This window comes from Streptomyces sp. NPDC006140 (assembly GCF_040628815.1).
GTDB lineage: Bacteria > Actinomycetota > Actinomycetes > Streptomycetales > Streptomycetaceae > Streptomyces.
Window position 1 is genome coordinate 290,176 of the sequence record NZ_JBEXTS010000012.1, and the last position, 12,145, is coordinate 302,320.

Here is a 12,145-nt window from a genome sequence, read left to right on the forward strand (position 1 = left end):
GCGGGTGACTACTCGATGACGAGGTCGACGTCGATGTTGCCGCGGGTGGCGTTGGAGTACGGGCAGACCTGGTGGGCCTGCTCGACCAGCTTGCGGCCGGTCGCCTCGTCCACGCTGTCGGGGAGCTCCACGCGGAGGGTGACGGCGAGTCCGAAGCCCTCGCCCTGCTTGCCTATGGAGACCTCGGCGGTGACGGCGGCGTCGCTGACGTCGACCTTGGCCTGGCGGCCGACCAGGCCGAGGGCGCTGCCGAAGCAGGCGGCGTAACCGGCGGCGAAGAGCTGCTCGGGGTTGGTGCCCTGGCCGTTGCCGCCCAGTGCCTGCGGCATGCCCAGCGCCAGGTCCAGTACGCCGTCGGAGCTGACGGCCCGGCCCTCGCGGCCGTGGGTGGCGGTGGCGACAGCGGTGTAGAGCGCGTCCATGGAAGTCCTTCCCTCTCACGTCATCGTTCGGCGGCCCGCTTCCGGGCCGCCTGACACCCAGAAGTAGAGCACACAATTAAGTTGTGCGCAATTGAATGGCGGGCACGAGCTACCCTGGAACCATGGACACGCCCGACGACGACTGGCTCCGCCTGGACCAGCAGATCTGCTTCTCCCTGCACGCGGCCTCACGCGCCTTCAACGGCGTCTACCGCGTGCTCCTCAAGGACCTGGGGCTCACCTATCCGCAGTACCTGGTGATGCTGGTGCTGTGGGAGCACGGCGAGCTGCCCGTGAAGAAGCTCGGGGAGCATCTGCGGCTCGACTCCGGCACGCTGTCGCCGCTGCTCAAGCGGCTGGAGGCGGCCGGTCTCGTGACCCGGGAGCGCAGTGTCCGCGACGAGCGGTCGGTCCAGGTGCGGCTCACCGAGGAGGGCACCGCGCTGCGGCGGCGGGCGCTTCAGGTGCCGCGCCGGATCTCCGCCTCGACCGGCTTCGGACCCGACGAGATCCGCGCCCTGCGCGCCCGCCTCGACGACCTCACCAGCGCGCTGGACGCGGCCGCGCTGTCTCAGACGCCGGGCGGCTCTCCGGCAGACGAGCGGTCGTAGGGGTGCCGGGCGGCACAACCGACGCATCGGGCGGCAGGGCCGACTCGTGGGACGGCACGTCCGACACATCGGACGGCAGGTCCGACTCGTTGGGCGGCGGTTCCGCGGCGGGCTGCCGCCGGACGTAGCGGCGCAGAACCACCCCGTCCCGGACGTGCTCCTCGCCGACGGTGAACTCCTCCGCCAGCACGGCGAGCTTGGTGCGCTCCACCGGGTCGCGCGGGGGCCGGCGCGGGTCCAGCGCGTCCCGCTCGGCGACGACCCAGACGCGGTCCACCGAGGCGAGCCGCTGCCGCAGTTCCCCGGGGGTCGCCTCGCGGCCCCACAGCGTCCCGGACCGGGGCGCCGGCTCCCGCAGCGCGATGTCCCGCACCTGCCGGAACCCCTTCGGGTAGGCCAGCGCGGCGAGCCGGCCGACCGACGGCACGAACAGCACCGGGTCGCCCGGGCGCATCTGCCGGACGGCCAGCGCGGAGACGACGGCGAGGTTGTCGGGCCGCTGGGCGGCCGAGCGGTCCTGGCGGTGCACCGGGAGGTGGTGCAGGAAGGTGACGGCGAGGACGAGGACCCCGGCGACGCCCAGCAGGGCGTGCACCTGCCGCCCGCGGATCCGCAGGCGCCGCCCGTCGAACCGCACCCGCCCCAGCGCCCCGGCCACCCGCCCGGCCCCGGCCGCCATCAGCAGCGACCCGCCCGCCAGCGCGTAGAGCACGTACCGGTCGTGGTAGAGCGGCCGGACCTGCGAGACCGCCATCAGGATCCCCGGCGGCACGAGCAGCAGCGGCAGCGCGACCGCCGCGAGCCGCCGCTCCCGGAGCCCCAGGGCCATCAGCAGCAGTGACGCCCAGAAGACCGGCCCGGCCGGGCCGGGAGAGAAGTTCCGCGCCAGCCTCTCCACCCGGTCCCACCCCGGCGGCACCAGCCACGCCACCTGCCCGGCCTGCCCCTGGGACACCCACACCAGCGGCAGCAGGAGCAGCACCACGGCCGCCGCCGCGCACCCCCAGCCGCACCACACCCGCTTCGGCACCCGCGTCAGGGCCAGCGTCACGGCGTGTGCGCAGAGGACCAGAACCGCCAGCTCGTGCAGCAGGCAGGTCAGGGCGACGACCGTGCCGTACGGCCACCAGGCCCGCCCCGTCGCCGCGTCCACGGCTCTCAGGAGCAGCAGCGTCGCCCCGGCCACGCCCGCCGCGACCAGCGCGTAGGACCGGCCCTCCTGGGCGTAGTGGCCGGTCATCGGCGTGATCGCGTAGAGGAGACCGGCCCACAGGCCGACCCGCGGCCCGGCCAGCCGTACGCCCAGGGCCGCGACCAGGCCGGCGGTCACGGTCGCCGCGCACACCGACGGCAGGCGCAGGACGACCTCGCCCGGGTGGACGGCCAGGACGGCGTGCATGACCAGGTAGTACAGGCCGTGCACCGCGTCCACGTCGTGCAGCAGCCGCCAGATCTGCGGGACCGTGCGCCGCGCGACCTGGAAGGTGACGCTCTCGTCGCCCCACATGCCGCCGCGGTCCAGGCCCCACAGCCCGATCCCGAGCATCGCCGCCATGGGCACCGCCACGGGCACCGGGCCGGTGCCCGCCGAACGTCGGATCGTCACGGACCGATTTTGTGCCGCCTCGAAGGCGTTAGGGTCGTTTGATGGTGTGTTATCACTTTCACGTCATTCGCCCGGCTTACGATCGGCCGTGATGCATGCCGCGATGAATGCCGTGATGCGGGACTCCCAGGTCGCCGTCGTGGTCATCGGCTACGACGACGCCGCCCATGTGGCGGACGCCGTGCGCTCGGCGCTCGCCCAGGGCCCGGCCGTGCGCGAGGTCGTGGCCGTCGACGACGGCTCGGCGGACGGCAGCGCCGGTCTGCTCGACCGGCTCGCCGCGTCGGAGCCCCGGCTGAAGGTCATCCGACGCCGCGTCAACAGCGGCGGCTGCGGCACCCCGCGCAACACCGGGCTCGACGCGGTGACCTCGCCCTACGTGATGTTCCTGGACAGCGACGACGTCCTGCCGCCGGGCGCGGTCGACGCGCTGCTCGCGGCGGCCCAAGGGGCAGGCGCGGAGGTCGCGAGCGGTCTGTGCGTGCGCCGGGAACTGCCCTCGGGGCGCGAAGTGCCCTGGCAGCCGCGCCTCTACGCGCTGCACGCCGTGGTACCGCACCCGGCGCGGCGACCGCGCATGGTCCACGACACGCTCTGCGTCAACAAGCTCTACCGCACCGGCTTCCTGCGCGAGCACGGCATCCGCTTCCCCGAGGGCCGCTTCCCGTACGAGGACGTCGTCTTCACCGCCCGCGTGCTGGCCGCGGACCCGCGGATCGCCCTGGTCCCGGACCGGGTGTACGTCTGGCACGTGCGGCGGTCCGCCGAGCGGCTGTCGATCTCGCTGGACCGGGCCGGTGTCGCCAACTGGCGGGCCCGTACGGAGGCGTGCCGGCAGGCGTACGAGATCCTGCTGGGCGCCGGGCAGAAGGAACTCGCGCGGGCCGCGCGCGCCAAGTTCCTCGACCACGACCTGCGGATGTACCTACGTGAACTGGGGTTGCGTGACGCCCCCTACCAGCGCGCGTGGTGGGAGCTCACGCGGGCGTATCTCGCGGAGTACGACGCGGACGACTGGGCGCGCGACCCGGCCGCTCCCGGCCGGCTGGCCGGGCGGGTCGTCCTGGCTTGCCCGGAGCCGCGCGACCTGCCCCGGCTGCGGGAGCTGGCGGCCCGCCCGGCCCGGCTCCGCCCGCCGTACGCCCGGGCCGCCGACGGCACGCCCATCTGGTCGGAGGACCTCCCGCAGATCTCCCTGGAGCCCCTGCTGACCCGGCCGGTGCGGGAGCTGCCCCTGGCCGTCGACGCGGCGCTGCGGCCCCGCGCGCGGGGCACCCGGCTGCGGCTGCGCCTGCACGAGCTGTACGGGCGGGTGGCGCGGGCGGAGCCGGAGACGGTGGAGGTGGAGTGGCGGCACCGGGACGACGGGACCGTCGTCGCACGCCGTACGACTGCGCTCGTGCCGTCCGCGGGCTCCTGGTCGGCGGAGACGGCCGTCGACCTCGCCGCCCTGGCCGCGCCCGGCGCGGGCACCTGGGACCTGCGCCTCCGGCTGCGCTTCCGCGACGGCGTGAGCCGCGAGGTCACGGCGCACGCGCTCACGAGCGCCGGTCTGCTGCGCCGCCGCGCCGTCCCGAGCGCCCGGCACGGCGTGGTACTCGTACAGCCGTACACCACCCACTCCGGCGCGCTGGCGCTGCGGGTGGCCCCCGGCGTACGCGGTGTGCTGTCGGTCGCACGCGGGAGACTGCGCCGCCTGCTTCACTGAGAGCACGACGTATCGGCACAGAGCACCACCACCTTGGGTCAACTGACGAGGGGACGGCCGCACATGACCTGGTTGATCACCGGCGGCGCCGGCTACATCGGAGCGCACGTCGTACGGGCGATGACCGCGGCGGGGGAACAGGCGGTGGTGTACGACGACCTGTCCACCGGCATCGCCGAACGCGTGCCCGACGGGGTGCCGCTGGTGGTGGGCTCGACCCTGGACGGGGAGCGGCTCGCGCACACCCTCGCGGACCACGCGGTCACCGGTGTCGTCCACCTCGCCGCGAAGAAGCAGGTGGGCGAGTCCGTCGAGCAGCCACTGCACTACTACCGGGAGAACGTCGAGGGCCTGCGGATCCTCCTGGAGGCCGTGACGGCGGCCGAGGTGCCGTCCTTCGTCTTCTCCTCCTCGGCGGCGGTGTACGGCATGCCGGACGTGGACCTGGTCACCGAGGAGACGCCCTGCGTGCCGATGTCGCCCTACGGCGAGACGAAGCTCGCCGGCGAGTGGCTGGTCCGCGCGACGGGCCGGGCGACCGGGCTGTCGACCGCGTCCCTGCGCTACTTCAACGTGGCGGGGGCGGCGAGCCCGGAGCTGGCGGACGTCGGCGTCTTCAACCTCGTCCCGATGGTCTTCGAGAAGCTCACGGAGAACGCGCCGCCGCGGATCTTCGGTGACGACTACCCGACCCCGGACGGCACCTGCGTACGCGACTACATCCACGTCGTCGACCTGGCCGAGGCCCATGTCGCGGCGGCCCGGGCCCTGCGCTCCTCCCCCGGCCGTGACCTCACCGTCAACATCGGCCGGGGCGAGGGCGTCTCCGTCCGCGAGATGATCGACCGCATCAACGCGGTCACCGGCCACGACCGGCCGCCCACGGTCGCGCCCCGCCGCCCGGGCGACCCGGCCCGCGTCGTCGCCTCCGCCGACCGCGCCGCCGCCGACCTCGGCTGGAAGGCCCGGCACGACGTCCAGGACATGATCACCTCGGCGTGGGAGGGGTGGCTGCGGCTGCACCCGGAGGCGAGCCGGGGCTGACGAGTCGGGACCGCCCCGGCGCCGAGCGACCCTCGGCGCCGGGATGCGCCGGTGGTACGGGCCCTGGCCGGGCGATGTTGCGGCCCAAGACCGCCAGACCCGTGAGACCGACGCCCCGCAGCCGCGGCCGGCGCCCCGCCCGGGCGGCCGCTGCCTCACTCCTGGCCATTGACGCCCCGCAGCCGCGGCCGACCCGCCTGATCTCCCCTCCGACGGCAGACGCCCCGCGGCTGCGACGCCCGTCGGCGGCGGTTCCTACAGCGCCCGCAACGCCGCCGCCGTGGTCCGGGCCAGGGAAGCCAGGTAGCCCTTGGGCAGCTTCGGGCTGCGGATCACCACCGAGCGCCAGTACAGCGGGCCCGAGATCAGGTCGAGGGCCAGGTCGCGGTCGAGGCCCTCGCGGAGTTCGCCGCGGCGCTCCGCCGCCGTGACGATGCCGGTGGCGACGCCGTCCTGCCCCTCGCGCAGGGCCTTCTGCAGGGCCTCGGCGATGTCGGGGTTGCGGGCCGCCTCGGCCTGGAGGTCGGGGATGATCTGCGAGGCGACGGGGTGGCGCAGGGCACGGGACGTCACCTCGTAGAGCAGCCGCAGGTCGCCCTCCAGGGAGCCGGTGTCCGGCGCGGGCAGGCCCTGCACGGCGAGCGCCGAGACGATGTCCAGGACCAGGTGCAGCTTCGAGCGCCAGCGGCGGTAGACCGCCGTCTTCCCGACGCCCGCCCGGCGCGCGATCCCCTCGATGGACATCCGCGCGTAGCCGACGGCCGCGAGTTCCTCGAAGACGGCCGCCCGGATGGCTTCCGTCACGTCCTCCCGCAGTACGGCCGCCCCCGCGGGGGCCCGGCGGCGCGGGGGCTGCTGGGGCTCGTCGGGCTTCGTCGTCATGCCGGACAGCATAGGGCGTCACGACGAAACGGTTGCGTTCCGACGCTCGCCCGACGTACGCTCCCGTTACGACGATACGGTCCCGTCCCGACGTAAAAACTCGTGAAGAGTCCGGTAAGAAGCACCCCTCACGACCCTTCGCGGCCCTCAGGTCCCCCCTCCCCCCGAGCGAAAGCAGCGGATGTGAGCCAGGTCCTCCACACACCGCCCCAGACCCCGGCCCCGGCCCCCACCCCGGCCGGACACGACCTCGCGGCCCTCGCCGCCCGGCACGGCCTGTCCGTCAGCGGCGCCCGCCCCTCCCTGCCCGAGTACGTCCGCCAGCTGTGGGCCCGCCGCCACTTCATCACCGCGTTCGCCACCGCCAAGCTCACCGCCCAGTACAGCCAGGCGAAGCTCGGCCAGGTGTGGCAGGTGATGACCCCGCTGCTGAACGCGGCGGTCTACTACTTCATCTTCGGCGTGCTGCTCGGCACCAAGCACGGCGTGCCGGACTACATCCCGTTCCTGGTCACGGGCGTGTTCATCTGGACGTTCACGCAGAGCTCGATCATGGCGGGCACCCGCGCCATCTCCGGCAACCTCGGCCTGGTCCGCGCCCTGCACTTCCCGCGCGCCGCGCTGCCGCTGTCGTTCTGCCTCCAGCAGCTCCAGCAGCTGCTGTTCTCGATGGGCGCCCTGGTCGTCATCCTGCTCTGCTTCGGGGTGCCGGTCCGCGCGTCCTGGCTGCTGGCGGTGCCGGCGCTGTTCCTGCAGTTCACGTTCAACGCGGGCGTCTCCATGGTCATGGCCCGGATGGGTGCCAAGACCCCCGACATCGCCCAGCTGATGCCGTTCGTGCTGCGCACCTGGATGTATGTCTCGGGTGTCATGTGGAGCATCGACAAGCTGGCGCAGAAGGACGGCCTGCCCCACGTGGTGAAGGTCGCGCTGGCGACCAACCCGGCCGCCGTCTACATCGACCTGATGCGCTTCGCCCTGATCGACAGCTTCCACGCGAGCCAGTTGCCCGCCCACGTGTGGGCGATCGCGGCCGGCTGGGCGCTGCTCGCAGGCGTCGGCGGCTTCATCTACTTCTGGAAGGCTGAGGAGACGTACGGCCGTGGCTGAGCACCCGAGCGAGAAGATCCCCACCGTCGTCGCCGACGGCGTCGACATCGTCTACCGCGTCAACGGCACCGGCGCCGGACGCGGCTCCGCGACCGCCGCCCTCAACCGCATCGTGCGCCGCAAGCAGACCGAGAAGGCGGCGGGCGTGCGCCGGGTGCACGCCGTGAAGAACGTGTCCTTCGTCGCCTACCGGGGCGAGGCGATCGGCCTGATCGGCACGAACGGCTCCGGCAAGTCGACCCTGCTGAAAGCCGTCGCGGGGCTCCTCCCCGTGGAGAACGGCCACATCTACACCGACGGCCAGCCCTCCCTCCTCGGCGTCAACGCCGCCCTGATGAACGACCTCACCGGCGAGCGCAACGTCCACCTCGGCGGTCTCGCCATGGGCATGTCCCGGGAGCAGATCAGGGAGCGCTACCAGGAGATCGTCGACTTCTCGGGCATCAACGAGAAGGGCGACTTCATCACGCTGCCGATGCGCACGTACTCCTCCGGCATGGCGGCCCGGCTGCGGTTCTCCATCGCCGCCGCCAAGGACCACGACGTCCTGCTGATCGACGAGGCGCTGGCCACCGGCGACCGCTCCTTCCAGAAGCGCTCCGAGGACCGCATCCGCGAGCTGCGCAAGCACGCGGGCACGGTCTTCCTGGTCAGCCACAACAACAAGTCGATCCGCGACACCTGCGACCGCGTGCTGTGGCTGGAGCGCGGGGAGCTGCGCATGGACGGGCCGACGGAGGACGTCCTGAAGGAGTACGAGGCGTTCACCGGCGACAAGTCGCCGAAGCCCAAGCCCAAGGCGGCGGTTCCCTCGTGAGGCGCACTCGGTCGGCCCTTTTGTCTCATTGATGGCACCATGACCGCATAGGTGCAGCCGCGAGAAGGAGTCCCCGTGATGACCGAGCTCAGCGTCGTCGTCCACGGGCCGAACGTGCAGGACCACCTGACGGAACTCCTCGACTCCCTCGCCGCCCACCCCCTCCCGGACGCCGAGGTGATCGTGGCCGCGGTCGGCGACTGGGCCCGGGAGACCGCCGAGCGGCACACCCCGGACGTCCAGGTCCTGCCGCTGCCGGACGGCACGGGCGACGCCGCCGCCCGGGCGGCGGGCGCGGCCCGGGCCTCCGGCCGGTGGCTGCACTTCGTCCACGCCAAGGACGGCCTGCCCGCCGGCGCCCCGCGCACGGTCGCCGAGCGGGTGGCGGAGCTGCCGGGCGAGGTGAACGTCCTCCTCCTCGACCATGTGCGCAGCACCTGGCACACCTCCGGCATGCCCTCCCCGGACGGCTCGCTGCTCGCCCGCGCGGGCCGGGCCGACGTCGCCCTGGACGACTGCGCGCCCCTGCTGCGGCTGACCCCGCTGCTCGGCACCCGCGTCCTGCGCGCGGACTTCTGGCGGGCGCACGAGCCGCGGCTCACCACCGACGACGAGCCGTACGCCGCCCTGGCCGCCCTGCTGCTCGCCGACCGCGTCGCCTGCCTGCCACACGTCGCCTACGAGGACCGCAGGCTGCGCCCCGCCAGCCTGCCCCCGGTCACGCCCGAGCAGCGCTACGGCCTCGTCGAGCGCTACGAGTCCCTCCTCGACCTCGCCCGCGACCGCCGCGCCGCCCACACCGTCCTCTACGACGTCATGGTCCGCGACTGCCTGCGCACCTTCGCCCGGGGCGGCATGCCGGACGAGGTCGCGCGGGAGTTCTTCCGCCGGGCGTCCCTGGCCGCCCTGCGCCGCCGCCCCGAGGGCTACCGGCGCCCGGCCGGCCTCGAAGGCGTCCGCCGCTCCCTGCTCGAAGAGGGCGCGTACGCCAAGTACCGGGCCTTCCAGGCCGTCAACCGCACGCGCCGCACCGCCAGGTCGGCCGTACGGACCCGCAAGCGCCAGGTCGGCGCCAAGCTCCGCGACCACCAGTACCGCAGGGCGCTCGGCCGCCCGGTCAACCCCAACCTGGCGGTGTTCTCGGCGTACTGGAACCGCGGGGTCGCCTGCAATCCGGCCGCGATCGCCGCGAAGCTCGCCGAACTCGCCCCGCAGATCCACGCCGTGTGGGTGGTGACCGAGGAGAACGCGGCCCTGCTGCCGCCCGGCACCGACCACGTCGTGCCCGGCAGCCGCCGCTACTGGGAGGTGCTGGCGACCGCCAAGTACCTGGTCAACAACGTCAACTTCCCCAACGCGGTGGTCAAGCGCCCCGACGCGGTCCACGTCCAGACCCACCACGGCACACCGCTGAAGCGCATGGGCATCGACCAGCTGGCCTACCCGGCGGCCGCGCAGGGCCTGGACTTCCAGGCCCTGCTGGAGCGCATCGACAAGTGGGACTTCAGCGTCTCCGCCAACAGCCACACCACCCGCATGTGGGAGCGCGCCTACCCCTCGCGCTACGTCTCCCTGGACCACGGCTATCCGCGCAACGACGTGTACTACACGGCCGGCGCCGCCGACATCCGCGCGATCCGCGACCGCCTCGGCATCGCCCCCGGCCGCCGGGCCGTCCTCTACGCGCCCACCCACCGCGACTACGAGGCCGGCTGGACCCCGCGCCTGGACCTCGCCGCCCTCGCCGACCGGCTCGGCGAGGAAACGGTCCTCCTCGTCCGCGGCCACTACTTCTACGGCGGCGCCGCCTCCCCGCTCACCAACCTGCGCCGCACGGGCCGGATCATCGACGTCTCCTCCTACGACCCGGTCGAGGAGCTGTGCCTGGCGGCGGACGCCCTGGTCACGGACTACTCCTCGATCATGTTCGACTACGCCAACCTCGACCGGCCGCTCGTGATCCACGCCGACGACTGGGAGACGTACCGCACCACCCGCGGCGTCTACTTCGACCTGATGGCCGAGGCCCCGGGCCCGGTGGCCCGCACCCAGGAGGAGCTGACGGAGATCCTCACCACCGACGCCTGGCGCGACGAGGGCGCGGCGAAGGCCCGGGCCGTCTTCCGGCGCCGGTTCTGCGAGTACGACGACGGCCGCGCCGCCGAGCGCGTCGTCCGCCGGGTCTTCCTCGGCCAGGACGAGAGCGAACTGCCGCCGGTCCTGCCGATCGAGGAGCGCACCCCGGCCCCGACCCCGCAGGAGGCGACCGCATGAGCACCCCCGACGTCACCGTGACGGTCATCGTCTACAACGACGCCGAACGCCTCACGCGCGCGGTCGCCTCGGTGCGCCGGCAGACCCACGCGAACATCGAGATCATCATCAGCGACGACCACTCCACGGACGCCACCCCGGCGGTGGCCCAGCGGCTGGCGGCCGAGGACCCCCGTATCCGCCACCTCCGCCTGGAGCGCAACAGCGGCGGCTGCAGCGCCCCGCGCAACCGCGCCCTGGAGATCGCCCGGGCGCCGTACCTGATGTTCCTCGACAGCGACGACGAACTCCCCGACGACGCCGTCGAACTGCTGCTCGCCGCGCACCGCGAGCGCGAGATCGACTTCGCGATGGGCGCCGTGCAGCGGATCCGGGCGGACAGCGGCCGCCGCTCGACGTGGATGCCGCACCTGGTCGCCGAGCGCCGCACCCTCGACGGCATCGAGGCCGACCCACGCCTGCTCTTCGAGCACCTGTCGACGAGCAAGATGTACGCCCGCGCCTTCCTCGACCGGCACGGCCTGCGCTTCCCCGAGGGCATCCACTACGAGGACCAGCTGTTCTCGGCGCAGGCATACTGCCTGGCCAAGCGCTTCACGATCATCCCGGAGCCGGTGTACCGCTGGTACGTGGCCCCCTACGCGGCCTCCGACGCGGCCTCGATATCCAACCAGCGGCACAAACTCGCCAACGTCCGGGACCGGATCCACGTCCAGCACCTCATCGACACGTTCCTCGCCGAGAGCGGGCACGAGTCGCTGCGCGAGGACAAGGACCACAAGTTCCTCAAGCACGACTTCCGGATGTACGCCGGTGACCTGCCCTACCGGGACGACGCCTGGCTGACGTCCTTCGCGGACATCGTCACCCCCTACCTCGACACGCTCACCCCGGGCGCGTTCACCCGCCTCCCGCGCGCCGAGCGCGTGGTGATCCAGCTGATCCGCGACCGCCGCCTGCGCGAAGCCCGGCTGGCCGCCCGGGGTCTGGGCCACGGAGTCGCGCCGAGGCGGGTGACGACGGACGCGGAGGGCCGCGCCTACTGGGGCGACCGGATCCCCTCCTCCGCCTGGTCCCGCCGCGAACTGGACATCTCGGACCTGGAACTGGAGACCCGGCCCTTCCCGAGCGCCCAGTTCCGCCACGAGATCACGGAGATCACCCGAGGCCCCGGCGCCTCGGTCGACCTCACCATCCGCACGTACGACCCGGCCCTGCGCCTCCCCGTCGGCCCTCAGCGGGCGACGCTCCTCATCGCCCCGGGCGGCCGCCGCCTCCGCGTCGACTTCCGCCTTGACCCCGTCCGCCCGGGCATCTTCGAGGGCCACGCCCACCTGGACCTGGCGGCCGTCTCCCTCCCCCTCCAGGGCTTCACCGGAGTCCGTCACCCCCTGCTCCGCCTGCACCACCAGGGCCTGACCAACACGGGCCTCCTCCTGGCCCCCCTGACGTTCCCCACCCTGACCACGGGCATCCCCCACCACCGCCTCACCCTGGAACCCGAGGGCCATGGCCCCGGCCGCCTCCAGGCCCGCTGGGAACCGACGGGTGTGACGGCGACTCTGCTCCACCCGGCGGTACGCCGCCTGGCCCGACCTCGGGTGAAGCGGGCAGCCCGCTTGCTGGCGAGCGCGCTCAAGTAGCCCGGCGCGAAGGCCTGCCGAGCTGCGC

At 73.3% G+C, this 12,145-nt stretch carries 10 protein-coding genes; 7 read left to right on the forward strand and 3 right to left on the reverse strand.

The window, feature by feature from the left end:
* Nucleotides 1-8 precede the first annotated feature (8 nt).
* Nucleotides 9-422 (reverse strand): organic hydroperoxide resistance protein, encoded by a 414-nt coding sequence (locus ABZ386_RS29295; RefSeq protein ID WP_351342108.1) that lies wholly within the window; start codon nt 420-422, stop codon nt 9-11.
* A 122-nt stretch (nt 423-544) separates the two neighbouring features.
* Here ABZ386_RS29295 and ABZ386_RS29300 point away from each other — a divergent pair, with 122 nt between their 5' ends.
* Complete coding sequence (locus ABZ386_RS29300; RefSeq protein ID WP_351342110.1) at nt 545-1,033, forward strand: MarR family transcriptional regulator; 489 nt, start codon at nt 545-547, stop codon at nt 1,031-1,033.
* On the opposite strand, the gene ABZ386_RS29305 is transcribed toward ABZ386_RS29300, so the two are convergent.
* A complete protein-coding gene (locus tag ABZ386_RS29305; RefSeq protein ID WP_358966623.1) occupies nt 963-2,588 on the reverse strand; it encodes a glycosyltransferase family 39 protein in 1,626 nt (541 codons plus the stop codon). The genes ABZ386_RS29300 and ABZ386_RS29305 overlap by 71 nt on opposite strands.
* 142 nt (nt 2,589-2,730) lie before the next feature.
* On the opposite strand from ABZ386_RS29305, the gene ABZ386_RS29310 reads away from it, so the two are divergent.
* Both ABZ386_RS29310 and galE read left to right on the forward strand, forming a co-directional pair.
* Nucleotides 2,731-4,347, forward strand: coding sequence for a glycosyltransferase family 2 protein (locus ABZ386_RS29310; RefSeq protein ID WP_358966541.1), 1,617 nt, complete (start codon nt 2,731-2,733; stop codon nt 4,345-4,347).
* Nucleotides 4,348-4,410: 63 nt separating this feature from the next.
* Nucleotides 4,411-5,391, forward strand: a complete 981-nt coding sequence (gene galE / locus ABZ386_RS29315; protein WP_358966544.1) for a UDP-glucose 4-epimerase GalE — start codon at nt 4,411-4,413, stop codon at nt 5,389-5,391.
* Nucleotides 5,392-5,646: 255 nt separating this feature from the next.
* On the opposite strand, the gene ABZ386_RS29320 is transcribed toward galE, so the two are convergent.
* A complete protein-coding gene (locus ABZ386_RS29320) occupies nt 5,647-6,273 on the reverse strand; it encodes a TetR/AcrR family transcriptional regulator (protein WP_351342116.1) in 627 nt (208 codons plus the stop codon).
* Nucleotides 6,274-6,456: 183 nt separating this feature from the next.
* Here ABZ386_RS29320 and ABZ386_RS29325 point away from each other — a divergent pair, with 183 nt between their 5' ends.
* From ABZ386_RS29325 to ABZ386_RS29340, 4 genes are all read left to right on the forward strand, one after another.
* On the forward strand, nt 6,457-7,383 hold the full coding sequence (locus ABZ386_RS29325; protein ID WP_351342118.1) for an ABC transporter permease: 927 nt from the start codon (nt 6,457-6,459) through the stop codon (nt 7,381-7,383).
* Nucleotides 7,376-8,200, forward strand: coding sequence for an ABC transporter ATP-binding protein (locus ABZ386_RS29330; RefSeq protein ID WP_351342120.1), 825 nt, complete (start codon nt 7,376-7,378; stop codon nt 8,198-8,200). The genes ABZ386_RS29325 and ABZ386_RS29330 overlap by 8 nt, the downstream gene beginning before the upstream one ends.
* Before the next feature lie 78 nt (nt 8,201-8,278).
* Nucleotides 8,279-10,474, forward strand: coding sequence for a CDP-glycerol glycerophosphotransferase family protein (locus tag ABZ386_RS29335; protein ID WP_358966547.1), 2,196 nt, complete (start codon nt 8,279-8,281; stop codon nt 10,472-10,474).
* Nucleotides 10,471-12,117, forward strand: a complete 1,647-nt coding sequence (locus ABZ386_RS29340) for a glycosyltransferase family 2 protein (RefSeq protein WP_356501134.1) — start codon at nt 10,471-10,473, stop codon at nt 12,115-12,117. Before ABZ386_RS29335 ends, ABZ386_RS29340 begins: the two co-directional genes overlap by 4 nt.
* Nucleotides 12,118-12,145: the final 28 nt, after the last annotated feature.